Genomic DNA, 19,341 nt, shown 5'->3' with positions numbered 1-19,341 from the left:
GAAATCTGCGGAAAAGAGAGGCGATGCGCCAGTATAAGGCCCGCCGCCGGACGCGCCGGTATCATGGTCGGATGTCGAAACGCCCTCTTGCCGTCATTCTCGTGCTCGCCTTCGCGGTCGCCGGCCTCTTCGCCGGACTCAAGGTCTTCCACGCTCCGTCCGCCCCGCAGGTGCAGACCCGCGCGGTGCAACTGTTCCCGCAACCGCGTGCGATCCCGCAGTTTTCGCTCCAGCGCGGCGATGGCAGCGCGCTGACGCCGGAGACCCTGCGCGGTCACTGGACGCTGGTCTTCATCGGCTTCACCCACTGCCCGGACGTCTGCCCGACCACGTTGGCGCAGCTCTCCGTTGCCCAGAAGCAATGGCGCACCCTGCCCGAGGCCAGCCGCCCGCGCCTGCTGTTCGTCAGCGTCGATCCCGGGCGCGATACGCCGCAGATCGCCGAAACCTACGCGCACGGCTTCAATCCCGACACCCTGGCCGCGACCGCCGATCCGAAAGCACTGGAAGCATTCGCGCACTCGCTGTCGATGGTGTTCATGCGCAGTGCGCCGGAAGCGGGCGCGCCCGCCAATGCCTACAGCGTCGACCACTCGGCCGCGATCGTGGTGCTCGATCCGCAAGTCCGGATGGCCGGCACGATCACACCTCCCTTCGATCCACGGGCAATTGCTGCCGACATGACCGCACTGAGCCAAACGCCTCCATGAGCCCGCTGACCGCACTCACCTACGCGTTGCCGCATCGCCTGTTGTCGTCGCTGGCGCGACGCTTGGCCTATTCGACCAATCCTGCGATCAAGCAGCAGCTGATCGACGCCGTGATCGCGAAATTCGGCGTCGACATGAGCGAAGCCGCCGACTCCGATCCGCGCCATTACCCGAGCTTCAATGCCTTCTTCACCCGCGCACTGCGGCCCGGCGCACGCACGCCCGATGCCGATCCACGCGCCCTGCTGATGCCCGCCGATGGCCGCATCAGCCAGCTCGGGAAAATCGAGGATGGCCGCATTTTCCAGGCCAAGGGCCAGTCGTTCACGGTCGAGGAATTGCTCGGCGACGCCGAAGCCGCACCCGCCTATCGCGACGGCCTGTTCGCCACCCTCTACCTCTCGCCGCGCGATTACCATCGCGTCCACATGCCGTGGAGCGGAACCCTGCGCGACACCTTGCACGTGCCGGGACGTCTGTTCTCGGTCGGGCCGGATGCGGTGGCGTCGGTGCCACGCGTCTTCGCCCGCAACGAACGCCTCGCCTGCCATTTCGACACCAGTTTCGGACCGATGTGCCAAGTGATGGTCGCGGCGCTGCTGGTCTCCGGCGTGGAAACGGTCTGGGGCGGCGTCGAGATTCCACCCTATGGCGGCGGCATCCGCGGCAAGGATTATCGCGGGCGCGATATCGCCATCGACCGTTTCGCCGAAATGGCGCGCTTCAACTACGGCTCGACCGTGATCGTGTTGCTGCCGCTCGGCGTCGCCGAATTCGCCCCCGGCCTGCAGGCGGAATCGCCGGTCAAACTCGGGCAACGACTGGCGACGCTGATCTGATCAGAACCTGTTCTAGTTGTCGCAGCCTTCCAATTTGATACTGCTGCCCGGCTTCACGACATAACCCGGCGCGTGCAGGCCGTTGGCCTTCGCCAGCGCCTTCAGGTCGCAATCGTGCTTGTCGGCGATGCGGCCGAGGGTGTCGCCCTTCGCCACGCGATACTGCTTCACGCGCTTGGGCTTCTCTTTCTTTTCGACACGCGGTGCCGGCTTCGCAATCGCTTTCGGCGGCGGCGCAGCCACGGCCAGCGGTTGTATGCGGGTGGCAGGATCCTGCGTGGCCGCACCAATGCCCGCCTGCTCGATCTGCGCGGATGCAGCGCTGGTCGCTCCCGGTTCCAGCGGCCCGATGCGCACCAGCGCGGAACGCGCATCAGCGGTCATCAATTCATGGGCGAGTTCGGCGCGGCGCCCGCTGGTGCAGTTCCAGCTGTACGCCCGCGACATCGCGGTGGTCGCATTGAGCACGGTTCCCGCCGACAGCCAGGTGTCGGGCGAGTAGCGCGGATTCATGTTGCGCAACGCGCGCAGATAGCCATCGGTGCCGCGGGCATTGCCCATGCAGATGGTCATTTCGTTGAAGCTGGTCGGCTTCTCCAACTTGATCTGCGCCGGGCGATCGGACACGCGCGGGAAGCGCACGCCATATTCGCGCGGATGCAGGTACAGCCATGCCGCCGCGATCACCATCGGCACGTAGTCGCGGGTTTCCGCCGGGAATTGCGCATAGACATCGGCATCCCAGAAACTGCGGCCACCGCTGGCCTGGTACACGCGCAGCGCGCGGCCTTCGCCGCCGTTGTACGCCGCCAGCGACAGCTCGATGTTGTTGTTGAGCTCGGCGTAACGTTCGCTGAAATACTCGGCGGCGGCGGCAGACGACATTTTCGGATCGTAACGGGTGTCGAAGCCGCTGCCATCCTGTCCCAGCCCGAAACGCCGGCCGGTGGCCGGCATGAACTGCAATGGCCCGACCGCACCGACGCGCGAGCCGACATGGACCTTGCCATTGGATTCCTTGGCGATGATGCCGAACAGCAATGCCTCCGACAGACCGCGGCTCTGGAAGGCCGGGAGCATGCTCGATTTCAGGTACTGGAAATTCTCGTAGCTTGCCATCAGCGACGGCCGCATGTCGGTGAGCCAGCGCCGGATGCCGGCCTGCACCGCCGGATTCATCTTCACCATGTCGAGGAAGTGGCGATTGCGCTCATCCAGCAACGCGTCTGCGGTGGCCTGTTGGGGCGTCTTGTCGCCAGCGACATCGATCATCTCGTCGGGACCATCGCCGCCGTCGTCGTTGTCATCCTTCATCGAAACCGGGTTGCTCCGAGCGGCACTGGCAGCGCGATAGATCGGCAGCAATTGCGCGATGTCGCAACCGCGCGCCTGTGCACAGGCCTGCAGCAACTGGTCCATCTGCCCTTGCAATTCGTGCAGCTCGGCTTCGGATTGCGCGGCCTTGATGCGGGTGTCCAGCCCCGTCATGCGACCTTTCCACTCCGCCATCGGGTCCTTGCGGTCCGCCGCGACCGCCGTGGTCGTCACGAGACTCATCACCAATGCGATTGCCAACATGGGGGACACCAACAACATTGCAGGTCGCACCATCATCTGATCCTTGGGGAGTCGTTGCAGGGAATCGTCAAGCCTAACGGTTGCGGGAAGTCAGCGGCAAGTGCATTCGTTGCGCATTCATGCGATCACGCACCGCCGCTTAGAATCGACGCTTTCATAGCGGGAAAGTTCCATGGATCCGATCCTTGTCGGCAAATCGGTCACCACAGCCAAGGGCGACAAGGTCTGGTTGCTGCCGAAATACGGCAATCGCCACGGCTTGGTGGCAGGCGCGACAGGCACCGGCAAGACGGTGACGTTGATGACGCTGGCGGAAGGATTCTCGCGGCTCGGAGTGCCGGTGCTCCTCGCCGACGTCAAGGGAGACGTGGCCGGACTGGCGCTGGCCAGCGAGCCGAACGACAAGATCCGCGAGCGCGTCGCCGAGATCGGCATCGATGGCTACACCAGCGAAGGCAACCCGACGATCTTCTGGGACCTGTGGGGCCAGAAAGGCCATCCGGTGCGCACCACGGTGAGCGAAATGGGCCCGTTGTTGCTGTCGCGCATCCTCGAGCTCAACGACACCCAATCCGGCGTGCTGGAAATCCTGTTCAAGCTTGCCGACGATCGCGGCCTGCTGCTGCTCGACCTCAAGGACTTGCGCGCCCTGCTCGGCCTGCTTGCCGACGAACGCAAGGACATTTCCACCAGCTACGGCCTGGTGAGCACGCAATCGATCGGCGCGATCCAGCGCGCACTGTTGCAGATCGAGCAACAGGGCGGCGACGTCTTCTTCGGCGAACCGGCGCTGGAATTGTCCGACCTGATGCGCACGACGCAGGATGGCCGCGGCATGATCAGTATTCTCGCCGCCGACCAGCTGATCCTCAAGCCCAAGCTCTACACCAGTTTCCTGTTGTGGCTGTTGTCGGAATTGTTCGAAAAACTGCCGGAAGTCGGCGATCTTGACAAACCGAAACTGGTTTTCGTGTTCGACGAAGCGCATCTGCTGTTCGATGACGCACCACCGGCGCTGCTGCAACGGGTGGAACAGGTGGTGCGGTTGATCCGATCTAAGGGCATCGGCGTGTATTTCTGCTCGCAGTTCCCCGACGATGTCCCCGACAACATCCTCGGCCAGATGGGCAATCGCTTCCAGCACGCGTTGCGTGCATTCACCCCGCGCGATCAGAAAGCAGTGCGCACGGCAGCGGAAACCTTCGTGGCGAATCCCGGACTCGATGTCGCCAAGGCGATCGGGCAACTCGGCGTTGGCGAGGCACTGGTGTCGACGCTGCAGGAGAAAGGCATTCCGATGCCGGTCGAACGCACGATCATTGCGCCGCCACGTTGCCGCATGGGCGCGATCACCGATGCCGAACGCCAGCAGGTGCGCGCCGGCAGTCCGGTCGGCATGAAGTATGACCAGGCGATCGACCGCGAGTCGGCGTTCGAGATGCTGGCGAAGAAGGCCAATGACGCCGCGACCTCGAACGACGCGCCGCCCGCCAAGGGTGAAGCGCAGGAAGAAGGCGGCTTCAGCCAGACGGTGAAGGATGCGATCTTCGGCACCAAGCGCCGCCAGGGCATGATCGAGACGATGGCCAAGCAGACCGTGCGCACGATGGGATCGCAGGTTGGCCGACAGATCCTGCGCGGTGTACTTGGCGGCATTTTCGGCGGCAAGCGCTGAGCGCAGGGACTCGACGATGACGCAGCCTCCGATGGGCCGCTGGCGCCCTCCCGCCGAACAGGGCACGGCGTTGATCACCCGTGCCGGGCATGATCGCTTGAAGGCGGAACTCGACGATCTCTGGCGCGTGCAGCGACCGGAAGTGGTGCGCGCACTCGCGGCGGCGGCGGCCGAAGGCGATCGTTCCGAGAACGCGGAGTACACCTATCGCAAGAAGCAGCTGGGCGGGATCGATCGGCGCGTGCGTTATCTCAGCAAGCGCCTGCCGTTGCTGCATGTAGTCGAGCATGCCCCCAGCCATCCCGACCGGATTTTCTTCGGTGCGCGGGTGACGCTGGAGCGTGGCGATTCCGGCGAGGAAGTGCGTTATCGCATCGTCGGCCCGGACGAGACCGACGCCGCGCTCGGTCACATCAGTATCGATTCGCCGCTGGCGCGGGCATTGTTGAACAAGCGGGTGGATGACGAGTTTGATGCCACGCTGCCTGCTGGTTTGGTGCATTTCGTGATTCTTGGAATCGCGTACGACGCGGGCTGATACAGCTCGCACGCGCTGGCTGGCGGCCGGAGTTCCTCGCACACGCTGGCTGACGTGGGTTGACCAGCTCCAATGCGCGACACGCCGTGAATACGTCCATGTAGGCTCGTACGCGCCATCCATGGCGCGTCACGGTCGCGCATCGGACTGGCGCACCCACTTGCCGCGCGCGTGTTATGGCTTTAAAGAGTCTTGAAAGCCACCACCGGCAGCGCCGTGCGGTTCGTCCGCAGTGGCCGACCATTCCGCCGCATGGATGCGGCGGCTGAGCCTCCATGGACGGATTCACGGCGTGTCGACCACTGCGGATAACCGCTAAAGGCGCACAGCCGGGCGATGTGCTTTCGCGAAGACCTAAAGCCAGCGCGTGCGAGGAGTCAATCGTTGTAAACCACTTCCCCGTACAGATCGTGCTCATCGCTGCCCATGATCTGCACCGAGACGAAATCGCCTGGCTTCAGGCCGGCCTCGAAACCATCCTGGATCTGGACCAGCCCGTCGATTTCCGGCGCGTCGGCTTTCGAACGCGCGATCGCCAGTTCGCCATCTATCGCATCGACGATGCATTCCTGCACCGTGCCGACCTTGTCGGCCAGTTTCGCTTCGGAAATCGCTGCCTGCACGTCCATGAAACGCGCCAGCCGTTCCTGCTTCACCTCTTCCGGCAACGCATCGGGCAACGCATTCGCGGCCGCGCCTTCCACCGGCGAATAGGCGAACGCACCGACGCGATCGAGTTGCGCTGCCTCGAGGAAATCCAGCAACTCCTCGAACTCCGCTTCGGTCTCGCCCGGGAAGCCGACAATGAAGGTCGAACGGATCGTCAATTCCGGGCAAATCGCCTTCCAGCGCTGGATGCGCTCGAGCGTCTTGTCGACCGCGCCGGGACGCTTCATCAACTTGAGGATGCGTGGACTGGCGTGTTGGAACGGAATGTCGAGGTAAGGAAGGATCTTGCCCTCCGCCATCAACGGAATCACGTCGTCGACGTGCGGATACGGATAGACGTAGTGCAATCGCGTCCACGCGCCGAGTTCCGACAATCCCTCGCACAGCGCCTTCATCCGCGTCGCATACGACTTGCCATGCCATTCGCGTTCGGCGTACTTCATGTCGACGCCGTAGGCCGAGGTGTCCTGCGACACGACCAGCAATTCCTTGACGCCGCCACGCACCAGCTTCTCGGCTTCGCGCAGCACATCATCGACTGGCCGCGACACCAGATCACCGCGCATTGACGGGATGATGCAGAAACTGCAGCGATGGTTGCAGCCTTCGGAAATCTTCAGATAGGCGTAGTGCTTCGGCGTCAGCTTCAAGCCGTAATCGGGAACGACATCGACGAAGGGATCGTGCCGCGGCGGCAAGGCGACATGCACCGCCTCCATCACGCTGGCGTAGTCCTGCGGCCCGCTGATCGACAACACATCGGGGTAGGCCGTGCGGATCACCTCGCTGCGCTTGCCTAGGCAACCGGTGACGATCACCTTGCCGTTCTCGGCCATCGCCTCGCCGATCGCATCCAGCGATTCCGCCACCGCCGAATCGATGAAGCCGCAGGTGTTCACCACCACCACGTCGGCAGCGTCGTAATCCTGCACAAGGTCGTAACCCTCGACCCGCAACTGGGTGAGGATGCGCTCCGAATCGACCAGCGCCTTGGGGCAGCCGAGGCTGACGAAACCGACTTTGGGTTGGGACAAGGACATGCGGACCACCGGGACAGGGTGTGGAATTATAGGGAATCGCCGCCGGACGCCCCGAAACCATGAAAATCGAACTCGACACCCCGGACGGCCGCATCGGCGGCTGGCTGGCCCGACCGCAGCGGCCCTCAACCATGGGGCTGATCGTGATTCAGGAAATTTTCGGCGTCACCACGCATATCCGCGACATCACCGATCGCTATGCGCGCGAGGGTTTCATTGCGTTGGCACCGGCTCTGTTCGACGTGCTGGAACCCGATATCGACCTGCCCTACAACAGTGAGGGCATGCAGCAAGGCCGTACGCTGATCGGCGAACTTGGCTTCGATCGCGCATCGCACCTGGTCGATGCCGCGGCTCAGCGCCTGCGCGAAACAGGCGCGACCAAGGTCGGCGTGGTCGGCTTCTGCTGGGGCGGCAGCGTCGCCCTGCTCGCCAACCTGCGGCTGGGACTGCCAGCCGTGAGCTACTACGGCGCGCGCAACGTCGGCTTCATCGACGAACCATTGCGCGCACCGATGCTGTTCCATTTCGGTGCGGACGATGCATCGACGCCTGCCGCCGATATCGACCGCCAGCGCGCGGCATGGCCGCAGGCCATCATCGAGGTTCATCCCGGTGCCGGGCATGCTTTCAATCGCGATGTCGATCCAGCGCACTATCACGCTAATGCAGCAACACGCGCCAACGCGCAGACATTGGCATTCTTTCGGGAACACCTGGCATGAGCGAATTCATCCTTCACCCGCAATTGGCCGCGGACACGCACCTCGTCGCGCCGCTGCAACTCTGCGACGTGCTGTTGATGAACGACGCCAACTACCCGTGGCTGATCCTCGTTCCGCGCGTCGCCAATGCCAGCGAACTGCTCGATCTCGACGATGCCGATCGCACGCGACTCCGGCACGAAATCGATAGTACTTCGCAGGCATTGCGCGATATCTTCCAACCCGACAAGCTCAACATCGCCGCACTCGGCAACATGGTCAACCAGCTGCATGTGCATGTGATCGCGCGCTTTCGCGATGATGCCGCTTGGCCAAAACCGGTATGGGGCGCCCAGCCATCACGCCCGTATGCGCCACAGGAACTGGATGAGCGGATCAGCGCATTGCGCGACGCATTGCCGCTGCGAATGTAGTCAAGCGACAGCCGCGTAGACACCTGGCTCATAACGCTCCATCAGCGTTTGCGGATGAGCGGGTGCGGCGAAACCGAACCGGGCGTACAGCCCATGCGCGTCTCCCGTTGCCAAGGTGAATCGGCGTAAACCCTGGAGCTCCGGATGCGCGAAGACAGAGGACATCAGGGCCTTGCTGTAGCCCTTTCCGCGATGTTCCGGAAGCACGAAGACGTCTACGAGATTGGCGAACGTCGTGTAATCGGAAATGACACGTGCGAATGCAACCTGGTCATTTCCCACGAACCCACCAAAACATAGGGAATGCTCAATCGATTTTTTAACCAAGGCGAACGGAATATCCTTGGCCCAATAGGTTTGCTGCGACAGAAAGCGATGGATCAGCGGGAGATCCAACGCCGCTTTTTCGGTTACTACGCGCAACTCTTCCATCACCGTGCATTCCCGCATCGAGCGCAGCAGATTTTCAGGTCTTTGGCAACGTGACGCCAGTCTGCCCCTGGTACTTGCCACCACGGTCACGATAGCTGGTATCGCACACCTCGTCCGACTGGAAGAACAGCATCTGCGCGACGCCCTCGTTGGCGTAGATGCGCGCCGGCAGCGGCGTGGTGTTGCTGAATTCCAGCGTCACATGGCCTTCCCACTCCGGTTCCAGCGGCGTGACATTGACGATGATGCCGCAACGCGCATAGGTGCTCTTGCCAAGGCAGACCACCAGTACGTCGCGCGGGATGCGGAAATACTCGACCGTGCGCGCCAGCGCGAATGAGTTCGGCGGAATGATGCACTGATCGGCGACCACATCAACGAAGCTGCCCGAGTCGAAATGCTTGGGATCGACAATCGTCGAATTGATGTTGGTGAACACCTTGAACTCGCGTGCGCAACGCACGTCATAGCCGTAACTCGACGTGCCGTAGCTGACGATGCGCTCCTCGTTGGCCCCGCCTTTATTGAGGAACTTGACCTGCCCGGCCTCGAACGGCTCGATCATGCCGTGCTGATCGGCCATTCGGCGGATCCAGTGATCGCTCTTGATGCTCATCGGGTTGTCCGGCAGGTAAAGACGTCGATTGTACCGGCGCGACTCAGACCAGGGTTGCGGAAATCGACATCGGCGCGCGCGGCCGCTTGTCCAGCGCTTCCAGCAGACGCTCCGCCACCTGACGATAAGCCTGCCCGACCCCGGACTGCGGTTCTGCCACCATCACTGGCGTCCCGGCATCGCCCTGCTCGCGGATGCGGATGTCCAGCGGCAACGATCCCAGCAGCGGCACGCCATAACGTTCGGCCATCTTCGCGCCGCCACCCTCGCCGAAAATGTGCTCGGCATGACCGCAGTTGCTACAGACATGCACCGCCATGTTCTCGACGATGCCGAGTACCGGCACCTGCACCTTCTCGAACATCTTCACCGCCTTGCGCGCATCGAGCGTGGCGATGTCCTGCGGCGTGGTGACGATCACCGCGCCCGCGACGGGAATCTTCTGCGCCAGCGTCAACTGGATGTCGCCCGTGCCCGGCGGCAGATCGATCACCAGGATATCGAGCGCATCCCAGCGCGTGTCGGCGAACAACTGCGTCAGTGCCGACGTCGCCATCGGACCGCGCCAGATCATCGCGGTGTCCTCCTGATCGACCAAGGCGCCGATCGACATCAGTTGCAGCCCGTGCGCGCGCAACGGCTCGATCGTCTTGTTGTCCGGACTCTCCGGTCGTTCGCGGCTGCCCAGCATCATCGGGATGCTCGGCCCGTAGACATCGGCGTCGAGCACGCCGACCCGCAGGCCAAGTTGCGACAACGCGATCGCCAGGTTCACGGCTGTGGTCGATTTGCCGACTCCGCCCTTGCCGGAGCCGACCGCGATGATGTTGCGGATGCGCGGATCGGGAGAAAGATTGGGTTGGACGGCGTGGGAGGGGATTTGGGCCATATAACGCAAATGTTTCTTGGACGTTAAAGCTAATGATAGGCTTAGGGGGTAAATCGAGTATTTTGACGCATTTATCATCCTAAATGTAACGTCACGAAAGGGGAGAAGCTATATGAGTCGTGTTTCTACTCGCAATACGCTTGCCATGGCCTTGCTGGCCGCGCTCGCCACACCTGGCCTGTCTTTTGCCCAAGATGCAATCTCGCAGAACACTGCTCCGGCCAAACCGGCCTCGGACCAAAATTCCGACGGGAAGAAGGACCTCGGCAAGATCGTGGTGACCGGCTCACTGATCCCCCAGACGGAAAAGGAAACATTCAAACCCGTCCTCACCATCACCGCAGAGGACATGCAAAACCGCGGCTACACCAGCGTCGCGGACGCACTGCAGCGCACAGCGTTCGCCACGGGTGGCGTGCAGGGCAGCCAGAGTTCCGCGTCATTTACTCAAGGCGCCGAGACCACCAGCATGTTCGGCCTCAATCCTGGCTACACCAAGTATCTGATCAACGGTCGTCCGATGGCGAACTATCCGGCGCTCTACAACGGCTCGGATGTGTTCAACAACATCAGCGGCATCCCATCCGATCTGGTTGACCGCATCGAAGTGCTGCCGGGCGGCCAGTCTTCCTTGTATGGATCCGATGCCATCGCAGGCGTGATCAATATCATCCTCAAGAAAAAAATGACCGGCGTTGTCCTGAGCGGGCGGATCGGCGATTATTCCGATGGCGGTGGCCGCTCGCAGCGCGGCAGCATTGCCACCGGTTTCTCGAGCAAGAATGGCAAATTCAACCTGCTGTTCGGGGCACAGGGTGAAAAATCCGACCCGATCTGGGCCTACGACCGCGATCTAACCAAGCAGTTCAATACGCATGGATACAACGGCGCCAAACCGCTGGCCTCGCGCGACTGGCTGGTCTATAGCCCGTTCACCAGCTACAACTTCATGGATCCAGCAAATTGCGCCAACCTGAAGGGCGCTTTCGGTGGCAGCGAGGCCTTGCAGACACGTCCAGGGTTCGGTGACACGCATTACTGCGGCTCATACAACACACCCGGTTACCGCACGCTCAAGAACGGCAAGCGCAGCACGCAGGCTTATACGCGCGCGACCTATGACATCAACGACCACACGCAGCTGTACGCCGAATATCTCTACAGCCGCGAGATGGTGGATTATTCAGTCGGATCGAATTTCACCTGGTGGGGTACCAGTGTGAAATGGGGCTACTACTACGACCCGAACGTACCGGGTGATCTGCTCAATCTCCAGCGCGCCTTCGCTCCGGAAGAGATGGGCGGCTTCCAGCACGCCATGAACAAGGACAAGTCGATCGCCTATACGGGCACGCTCGGCATCAACGGAACCTTTGGACATTCCAACTGGGATTACGACCTCGGCCTCACCCACAACACATATCGTCTGACCTCGCTGGGCTTCAACCGCTTCGCCGGCCCCATCGAAAAGTGGTTCGAACAACACGTACTCGGCCCCCAGCAGGGATTGGACCCGATGTACGGGGCCTACCCGGTGTTCACGCCGAACTACGCTGCGTTCTACACCTTGATGACGCCTGCGGACTTCCAGAGCTTCACCGGTTACACCCGGACCAACAGTCGTACCTACGACAACATGCTGCGCGGCCAGGTCACCAACGGCTCTCTGTTCCACCTCCCCGGCGGCGATGCCGGCGTGGCAGTCGCGGCAGAATGGGGCACCCAAGGTTGGACCTATACCCCGGATCCGCGCCTGATGGATGGCGAGGTCTGGGGAACCACCGACGTCAGCGGCCAAGGCTCGCGTTCGCGTTATGCCGTCACTGCCGAATTGCGTGCGCCCGTCGCAAAAATGCTGACCCTGACCGGCTCCGGTCGCTATGACAGTTACAACGTCAGCGGCAAGAGCGTGGCCAAGTCGACTTATGCCATGGGCGTCGAATTCCGTCCGTTTGAAAGCCTGCTGTTCCGCGGCAAGTACGGCACCGCGTTCAAGGTCCCCACACTGTCGGACGAATTCCAGGGCACCAGCGGCTTCTACAACTCGACGATCGATTACCTGAACTGCAACAGGGCCGGTTTCGGCCCGGGGAACGTCGACAATTGCCCGCAGCGCTTCTCGAGCTTGCAGTACTTCGGACAGACATCGGGCAATTCCCAGCTGCAGCCGATCACTGCCAAGGTGTGGAGCTACGGCGTGGTATGGGCACCGACGAACAAGTTCTCGATCGGTGTGGATTACCACCACTGGAACATCCGCAATGAAGTCGCTACCCAGAACGTCAACCAGCTGATGCTTGACGAGTTGAATTGCACGTCCGTCGCCAACGGCGGTACCGGCACGCTCTCTCCGACCTCCGGAACCTGCCAGGCTGCCTTCGCCCAGATCCACCGCGGTGCAGCCGGTAACGTACAGAGCATTTATGCCGGGAAAGTCAATGTCGCGCGTGAGGTGCTGAACGCGTTGACGCTCGAGTTGAACTACCGCCAAAGCCTGGGCCGCGCGGGTGATCTCAAGTTCAATCTCTCGGCGACCCACAACGTCAGCCATCTCCAGCAGACCTACCCGACCGATCCGATGGTCGATCTGATCCGCAACCCCTACTACAGCAGCGACCCGCGCGACAAGGGCAATGCGTCGGTTTCATGGTCGAAGAACCGCATCACGGCAACACTGTATGCGGACTATATCGGAACCACGCCGAACTACCGTGCCGGCTTGGACGCGAAGAAGCTATATTCCTTCGCGGGTGCCGGGAAATTGGGTTCCTATACTACCTACAACGCAAGCATCAACTTCAAGGTCACCAAGGACTTCCAGGTGTCGTTGCTGGCGAACAACCTGTTCAACCGCTACCCGGACATGGACTTGTCTTATCCCGGGAACACGGGCGAGCCCTACAACTCCGGCAACTACAACGCCTATGGTCGTTCAATCTTCCTCGAGGCACGCTGGGGAATCGGCGGGAAGAACGACTGAGTCACCAGCCCTGTATCTCCATAAAGCCCCGCATACGCGGGGCTTTATGTCCTGCAAGACTCTTCAGGCCCAAGTCGGAAGCGTTTGCGACAACACCGCCAACCGGCTTGGATGCGCTTGAGATATAGGGACATGCGCGATTCCCCAGTGCATCACGACCTCACCGTAGGATTGGAATACAAGAGGCACCCGATCGGGCCCATGCCCAACTATCGCGCGGCCAACATCAGCACTTACGGCTACGCGATTCCCGGAGCCGGGAAATTGCCTGCATTCACCCGTTACAACGGCAGCGTGAACGACAAGATGGACAATGGCATAGCGTTGTCATTCATGGTCAACAACCTGACTGGCAAAATGGCGCCGCGGAATGATACGTACCTAGGCACCAGCACCGCACCGTACAACTCCGCGAACTTCAACCTGCTAGGGCACTCGTATTACGTACAAGCACACTGGGACATCGGAGCTACCAAAAAAAGTAATGCCGCGTTATTGCATTCGAAAGAACCCCGCTTCGGCGGGGTTCTTTTTTATGAACTTCCATACCAGCTGAACGTGCGGCGTAGCGACACGACACCAGCACGCCGTTCGGCTATAAATCATCCAATGCCGAAGACCGGCGCCCAAGGAGTTTCCGAATCATGCGCAAAATCCTGATCGCTTTCTGCCTGTCCGCCCTGCCGCTTGCCGCGTTCGCGCAGCACGCTTCGCCCGTCGGAACCTGGACGACCATCGATGACTCGACCCACAAGCCGAAGTCGACGGTCGAGATCTACACCACGACCAATGGTTCGCTGGCTGCGAAAGTGGTGGAAGTCCTGCAATCCGACAAGGGGCCGCACCCGGTGTGCGACGCCTGCTCGGGTGAGCGCAAGGACAAGCCCGTCGAAGGCATGGTGATCATGTGGAACGTGCGCAAGGACGGCGACACCTGGGATGGCGGCAAGATCCTCGACCCGAACAATGGCAAGACCTATTCGGTCAAGCTGACGCCCAGCGCCGACGGCAGCAAGATGGAAGTGCGCGGTTTCCTCGGCTTCTCGCTGCTCGGCCGCAGCCAGACCTGGATCCGCAAGCACTGATTGTTTCCGACATCGCTCCGAACTCCAGGCCCGGTCATCCGGGCCTGTTTTTTGGGCTGCATGCGATAATCGCCGACCCTGTTTCGCCCGATCCTGCCGATGCCGTCCCCGACTCTCGTCACCTGCGCCCTGCCCTATGCCAACGGGCAGATCCACCTCGGCCATCTGGTGGGTTACATCCAGGCCGACATGTGGGTGCGCGCGCGGCGGATGGCGGGCGATGAAGTCCATTTCGTCTGCGCCGACGACACCCACGGCACGCCGATCATGCTTGCCGCGGAGAAGGCCGGACTGACGGCGGAAGCCTTCATCGCCGGCATCCAGCAAGCACACGAGCGCGATTTCGCGGCGTTCCATGTCGCTTTCGACCACTACGATTCCACCAACTCGGCCGGCAATCGCGCGCTGACCGAATCCATCTACACGCGCCTGCTCGGCAACGGCCACATCGGCAAGCGCAGTGTGTCGCAGTTGTACGATCCCGAACGCGGGATGTTCCTGCCTGATCGTTATGTGCGCGGCACCTGCCCCAATTGTGGTAGCCCGGATCAGTACGGCGACAACTGCGAGGTTTGCGGCGCAACGTATTCGCCGACCGAACTGAAGGACCCGAAGTCGGTGGTGTCCGGCGCGACGCCGGTGCTGCGCGATTCCGAACATTACTTCTTCGAACTCGGGCAATTCGAAGCCTTCCTGCGCGAATGGCTGTCCGGCGATGTCGCGGTGCCGGGAGTGAAGGCCAAGCTGCAGGAATGGCTGGATGGCGACGGCGGCCTGCGGCCGTGGGACATCTCGCGCGACGCGCCCTACTTCGGCTTCGAGATTCCCGGCGCGCCCGGCAAGTATTTCTACGTCTGGCTGGATGCGCCGATCGGCTATCTCTCCAGCTTCAAGGTGCTGTGCGACGCGCGCGGCATCGATTTCGAAAGTTACCTGCGCGCCGGCAGCACGGCCGAGATGCACCATTTCATCGGCAAGGACATCGTCAACTTCCATGGCCTGTTCTGGCCGGCAGTGCTGCACGGTTCCGGCCATCGCACGCCGACGCGCCTGCACGTCAACGGCTATCTCACCGTCGATGGCGCCAAGATGTCGAAGTCACGCGGCACCTTCGTGATGGCGCGTACCTACCTCGAACAGGGACTGGATCCCGAAGCGCTGCGTTACTACTTCGCGGCGAAGTCGTCGGGTGGCGTCGATGATCTCGACCTCAACCTCGGCGATTTCATCGCGCGCGTGAACAGCGACATCGTCGGCAAGTTCGTCAATCTCGCCAGTCGCTGCGCCGGTTTCATCGAGAAACGTTTCGGGGGGATGCTGGCGGAATCGCTGCCGGAGCCGGCGATGTATGCCGATTTCGTCAATCGACTCGTAGCGATTCGCACCGCCTATGCCAGCGACGATGTCGCACAGGCACTGCGCCTGACGATGACACTGGCCGACGAAGCCAACAAATACATCGACGAACACAAGCCGTGGGTGATCGCGAAGGAGCTTGATAACGGCCGGGATGGTGCCGATGCCGAATTGCAGGCAGTGTGCACGCAGGGCATCAACTTGTTCCGCGTGTTGACGCTGGCGTTGGCGCCGGTGCTGCCGAACGTTGCCGCGCGCGTGGCCGACTGGCAGCAGGCACCACTGTCGGCGTGGACGGACTGCAATTCCCCGATCATCGCGCATCGCATCAATGCCTATCAGCCACTGTTCACCCGTATCGACCCGAAGCAGATCGGCGCCATGACCGAAGCATCGAAAGACACGCTCGCCGCCGCACAAACCAGCGCGCCCACAAAGAAAACCGAAGCGCCGGCACCTGCCGAGAGCCCCGCAAACATCGGCATCGACGATTTCGCCAAGCTCGACCTACGCGTCGGCAAGGTGCTGGAATGCGGCTTCATCGACGGCTCCGACAAGTTGTTGCGCTTCCTGTTGGACGCCGGCGATCTCGGCCAGCGCCAGATTTTCTCGGGCATCCGCGCCAGCTATGGCGAACCGGAACAACTCGTGGGCCGCAACGTGGTGTTCATCGCCAATCTCGCGCCACGCAAAATGCGTTTCGGCGTCAGCGAAGGAATGATCCTCTCGGCCGGTTTCGATGGCGGCGGGCTGTTCCTGCTCGATGCCGACGCCGGCGCCCAGCCGGGCATGCCGGTGCGGTGATGCCTCCGGCTCGGAGTGACAGCGCATTGGTCGAACGCCTCGATCGATTGCTGCCGCAGACCCAATGTGGCCAGTGCGGTTACGACGGCTGCCGCCCCTACGCCGAAGCGATAGCACGTGGCGAGGCCGGCATCGATCATTGCCCGCCGGGCGGCGATGAAGGCGCGATCGCGCTTGCCGCAGTGCTTGGGGTTCCCGCCCTTCCCTACGATCGAACGCGCGGCGAGTGCAAGCCGGCAATCGTCGCCGAAATCATCGAAGACGAGTGCATCGGCTGCACCAAATGCATCGCCGCGTGTCCGGTCGACGCCATCATCGGCGGATCGAAACTGATGCATGTCGTGATCGACGATCTCTGCACCGGCTGCGAGCTGTGCATTCCGCCCTGCCCGGTGGATTGCATCGTAATGGTATCGGCGCCGCAGACAGATTGATCCGTCGCATTCAGGAGACGGCGATTCCTTCGTTTTCCAGCAGCAGTCGCAACGGTTCGAGTTCCTGCTCGTATCGCTTCCATCGATCCAGCGCATCCCGATTCATCGATCGCCGCACCTGCACAGCACTGGCAGTTCCAACAGGGGCTTGGTTGTTGGCAAAATCAAGGCAGGCATCATTCCATTCCAGCTGACAATGCTCAAGAATGCCTGCAGTCGTATCGCGCTGGCGATCGACAAGATCTTCGTAGCGGACCTCGAGCAGACGATCTCCCAGACGCTCCCTCCAGAATCGCATCAGGCGATCGAACATCACGTAGTACTTTCCGGTATCGAGAATATCGAAGGAATAATCGTAGTAAGGGGACGACAACGCGAACAATTGGCGGAAATTTCCGAGGCAGCTGTCCATAGACCCGCGACGCAGACACACGATGCGCGCATCGGGCAATGCATTGGCAATGTAGCCGGCATATAGGAAGTTGTGCGGCAATTTGTCCACGAAACGCGGTGACTGCGGCACCAATGATCGCACCGATTCGATATAGGCATGACCAAGACGCGACCAATCCAGCGCCGATGCCTTGGCGAACGTATCCTCGTCAAGAAGTTGCAGCGTCGTCGAACCCGAAAGCTGCTTCAATAGCACGCCGAAATCCTGCAGTTCCCCCGCTGACTGGACGTCGGGATGCGATGAGAGAATCCTGTCGACCAGCGTGGTGCCGCTACGCGGCATCCCGATCACGAAGATCGGCGCCCCATCGCGACATCCGGAATTCCCCGAGCTCGGTCGCCAATGCTGCTCGATGGCGGAAAAAACCACCTTGTCGCGGACAGTGGAGTCGCCTCGCCCTTCTTTGCCAGCTCGCTTCCCCGCAGTCAACATCCGGAACGACAACGAATATTCCCCGAGATCCTCTAGCTCCTTCGCCAGTGCCAAATTGAGATACAGACGTGCATCATCGACTTGTGAATGTGAGGACAACAAAACCCGCAGCCGCTCCACATGATTGTGGTCGCATGTTTGCTTGCGTAGTTGCGCCAGAGAAAGATGTGCCCTCCAGAAATCGGGATCAATGGTGAGACAGGCTTCAAGCTCGCTTTCCGCTGCGTCGATTTCGCCATGGAAGATCAACGCCGTCGCCAGGTTGAAACGATAGCTGGCTACCCCCGGCATTTTTTCCACAACCTTCGCGAAAGCATCCCGCGCGTGCCCATAAGCATTGAGCTGAGAATAGACGACGCCGAGCGTATCCATGCTCAAGACATCCTCGGGTTGCAATGTCATCGCTCGATCCGCAGCGTGGTGCGCTTCGCGCGATTGCCTGGCCATCACCAGCACTCGTGCATATTGCGCCAGATAATCCGCACGGTCGGGGTTGATTCGCACGGCGCGTTCCAGACACTGCGTGGCCAAAGGTATCTGCTGCAACTCAAGCGCTGCGACACCCGCGACGAACGCAACGCCTGCATGGGCAGGCGCATCACGCAGCAGATACATCGCGACATGCTGGGCCCGGATCCAATCGCCTCGGTTCAATGCATCGACCGCCTCGCGGTACCGCCCTTGCAATTGCCGAACGTGAGCCGAGTCAGTCATGGTGGCTATTCCCTGCCGCACACGCCGAGCACACGCGCTCGACATTGTAGCCGCGCGCCTTCAAGCCTTCCACAAGGCCATCCGGCCCGAGCAGGTGGAGCGAACCGACCACCACCAGCGTGTCTTTCTCGCCGGGCGTGTCGAGCATCGACGCAAGGCGCGGCAACCAGCGCGCGTTGCGATCGGCATCGATCACGCGATAGGCATCGGGATAGTCGTGAAGCAGCTTGGCGCCCATGTCCTTCCATAGCGTGGCGGCATCGCCCACGCGCCAGGCCTTGTGCAGCGCCGCGATTTCGCTGGCGGTCGAGCCGCTTTCGTCCAGCGATTCCTCCAGCATCTGCACCTGATCCTTCACCGACAATCCGGAGAGGATGCGCACCTGTTCGGCGACGGTTTCCAATCCTTGCGTCTGTTTTCCGGCATCGCCCGCGGCCTTGGTCATGTGTTCGTCGAGGCCGTATTCGGGCGACATGCCGGCCGTCTGGTATTCGAGCTGGGTGATGAGGATGGCGACGAACCACGGTTTCAGCCGTTGCAGCGCTGCATTGCCCAATCCCGATTTTGCGAGTCCGGTTTCGTGCTTGCCCAGCCACGCCGCGAGCTTCGCTTGCTGTGCGGGTGACAAATCGCTGTCGAGGGTGGTGCCATCCATGCGCACGCCAGCCTGGAACAACGCCATCGCGGCAGCGTTCTTGTCCTGCATCTCGGTGGGCGAAATTTCGAACACCACGCGCGCCGATTTCGCCAACGCGGCATCGACGTCGTTCGACAACGGATAGTCGCTGGCCTTCAGGACATGGAACGAACCGAGCAGATAAATGCAGTTGTCGGCATCGCAGGCCTTCCACAGTAACGGCACCGGTCGCGGTGGGGTCTTGGCGACTTCACGCGCAGTCGCGCTTCCGCACGCCAGCAACAACGCCAGTCCGATGGCCAATGTTCGTTTCATTTGCGG

The 19,341-nt window shown here is 61.6% G+C and carries 18 protein-coding genes; 11 read left to right on the top strand and 7 right to left on the bottom strand.

What is annotated here, in order from left to right; translation table 11 throughout:
• The first annotated feature begins 71 nt into the window (after positions 1-71).
• Both Lysil_RS11145 and asd read left to right on the top strand, forming a co-directional pair.
• The gene (locus tag Lysil_RS11145; protein ID WP_103075642.1) at positions 72-710 is read left to right on the top strand and encodes an SCO family protein; all 639 of its coding nucleotides are present in this window, start codon (positions 72-74) and stop codon (positions 708-710) included.
• Positions 707-1,549, top strand: coding sequence for an archaetidylserine decarboxylase (gene asd / locus Lysil_RS11140; protein ID WP_103075641.1), 843 nt, complete (start codon positions 707-709; stop codon positions 1,547-1,549). Before Lysil_RS11145 ends, asd begins: the two co-directional genes overlap by 4 nt.
• Positions 1,550-1,561: 12 nt before the next feature.
• On the opposite strand, the gene Lysil_RS11135 is transcribed toward asd, so the two are convergent.
• The gene (locus tag Lysil_RS11135) at positions 1,562-3,127 is read right to left on the bottom strand and encodes a transglycosylase SLT domain-containing protein (RefSeq protein WP_425477163.1); all 1,566 of its coding nucleotides are present in this window, start codon (positions 3,125-3,127) and stop codon (positions 1,562-1,564) included.
• A 172-nt stretch (positions 3,128-3,299) separates the two neighbouring features.
• Here Lysil_RS11135 and Lysil_RS11130 point away from each other — a divergent pair, with 172 nt between their 5' ends.
• Both Lysil_RS11130 and greB read left to right on the top strand, forming a co-directional pair.
• Positions 3,300-4,802, top strand: a complete 1,503-nt coding sequence (locus Lysil_RS11130) for a helicase HerA-like domain-containing protein (RefSeq protein WP_103075640.1) — start codon at positions 3,300-3,302, stop codon at positions 4,800-4,802.
• Between the two features lie 31 nt (positions 4,803-4,833).
• On the top strand, positions 4,834-5,340 hold the full coding sequence (gene greB, locus Lysil_RS11125; protein ID WP_103075639.1) for a transcription elongation factor GreB: 507 nt from the start codon (positions 4,834-4,836) through the stop codon (positions 5,338-5,340).
• Between the two features lie 377 nt (positions 5,341-5,717).
• Here the strand turns inward: greB and rimO are convergent, their stop codons facing one another.
• A complete protein-coding gene (gene rimO / locus Lysil_RS11120) occupies positions 5,718-7,049 on the bottom strand; it encodes a 30S ribosomal protein S12 methylthiotransferase RimO (protein WP_103075638.1) in 1,332 nt (443 codons plus the stop codon).
• Positions 7,050-7,108: 59 nt separating this feature from the next.
• On the opposite strand from rimO, the gene Lysil_RS11115 reads away from it, so the two are divergent.
• Entirely contained in the window at positions 7,109-7,774 is a 666-nt protein-coding gene (locus Lysil_RS11115; protein WP_103075637.1) for a dienelactone hydrolase family protein, read from the top strand.
• The gene (locus Lysil_RS11110; RefSeq protein ID WP_103075636.1) at positions 7,771-8,187 is read left to right on the top strand and encodes an HIT domain-containing protein; all 417 of its coding nucleotides are present in this window, start codon (positions 7,771-7,773) and stop codon (positions 8,185-8,187) included. The genes Lysil_RS11115 and Lysil_RS11110 overlap by 4 nt, the downstream gene beginning before the upstream one ends.
• On the opposite strand, the gene Lysil_RS11105 is transcribed toward Lysil_RS11110, so the two are convergent.
• From Lysil_RS11105 to apbC, 3 genes are read right to left on the bottom strand one after another with little or no spacing between them, the layout of a single operon-like run.
• Entirely contained in the window at positions 8,188-8,619 is a 432-nt protein-coding gene (locus Lysil_RS11105) for a GNAT family N-acetyltransferase (protein ID WP_103075635.1), read from the bottom strand.
• Between the two features lie 34 nt (positions 8,620-8,653).
• Positions 8,654-9,235 carry a dCTP deaminase gene (gene dcd, locus Lysil_RS11100; protein ID WP_103075634.1) on the bottom strand — a complete coding sequence of 194 codons (582 nt, stop codon included), beginning with the start codon at positions 9,233-9,235 and terminating at the stop codon, positions 8,654-8,656.
• Between the two features lie 43 nt (positions 9,236-9,278).
• Positions 9,279-10,124: an iron-sulfur cluster carrier protein ApbC gene (gene apbC, locus Lysil_RS11095; protein ID WP_103075633.1), complete on the bottom strand. Its 846-nt coding sequence runs from the start codon at positions 10,122-10,124 to the stop codon at positions 9,279-9,281.
• 112 nt (positions 10,125-10,236) lie between these two features.
• Here apbC and Lysil_RS11090 point away from each other — a divergent pair, with 112 nt between their 5' ends.
• The 5 genes from Lysil_RS11090 to rnfB all read left to right on the top strand — a co-directional run bounded on the left by Lysil_RS11090 (position 10,237) and on the right by rnfB (position 16,783).
• The gene (locus Lysil_RS11090; protein WP_240600523.1) at positions 10,237-13,104 is read left to right on the top strand and encodes a TonB-dependent receptor plug domain-containing protein; all 2,868 of its coding nucleotides are present in this window, start codon (positions 10,237-10,239) and stop codon (positions 13,102-13,104) included.
• A 201-nt stretch (positions 13,105-13,305) separates the two neighbouring features.
• The gene (locus tag Lysil_RS13270; protein ID WP_129588431.1) at positions 13,306-13,764 is read left to right on the top strand and encodes a hypothetical protein; all 459 of its coding nucleotides are present in this window, start codon (positions 13,306-13,308) and stop codon (positions 13,762-13,764) included.
• Complete coding sequence (locus tag Lysil_RS11085; protein WP_103075631.1) at positions 13,749-14,189, top strand: DUF2147 domain-containing protein; 441 nt, start codon at positions 13,749-13,751, stop codon at positions 14,187-14,189. The genes Lysil_RS13270 and Lysil_RS11085 overlap by 16 nt, the downstream gene beginning before the upstream one ends.
• Before the next feature lie 99 nt (positions 14,190-14,288).
• On the top strand, positions 14,289-16,349 hold the full coding sequence (gene metG / locus Lysil_RS11080) for a methionine--tRNA ligase (protein WP_103075630.1): 2,061 nt from the start codon (positions 14,289-14,291) through the stop codon (positions 16,347-16,349).
• Positions 16,349-16,783, top strand: a complete 435-nt coding sequence (gene rnfB, locus Lysil_RS11075; protein WP_103075629.1) for an Rnf electron transport complex subunit RnfB — start codon at positions 16,349-16,351, stop codon at positions 16,781-16,783. The genes metG and rnfB overlap by 1 nt, the downstream gene beginning before the upstream one ends.
• Positions 16,784-16,793: 10 nt before the next feature.
• Here the strand turns inward: rnfB and Lysil_RS11070 are convergent, their stop codons facing one another.
• On the bottom strand, positions 16,794-18,383 hold the full coding sequence (locus Lysil_RS11070; RefSeq protein ID WP_103075628.1) for a tetratricopeptide repeat-containing sulfotransferase family protein: 1,590 nt from the start codon (positions 18,381-18,383) through the stop codon (positions 16,794-16,796).
• Positions 18,376-19,335 (bottom strand): TraB/GumN family protein, encoded by a 960-nt coding sequence (locus tag Lysil_RS11065; protein ID WP_165782474.1) that lies wholly within the window; start codon positions 19,333-19,335, stop codon positions 18,376-18,378. The genes Lysil_RS11070 and Lysil_RS11065 overlap by 8 nt, the downstream gene beginning before the upstream one ends.
• Between the last annotated feature and the right edge of the window lie 6 nt (positions 19,336-19,341).

Source organism: Solilutibacter silvestris (assembly GCF_002895945.1).
In the GTDB taxonomy this organism is placed as follows: Bacteria; Pseudomonadota; Gammaproteobacteria; order Xanthomonadales; family Xanthomonadaceae; genus Solilutibacter; species Solilutibacter silvestris.
Note: the sequence above shows the minus strand (reverse complement) of the source record. Positions and strands in the feature narration are given on the sequence as shown.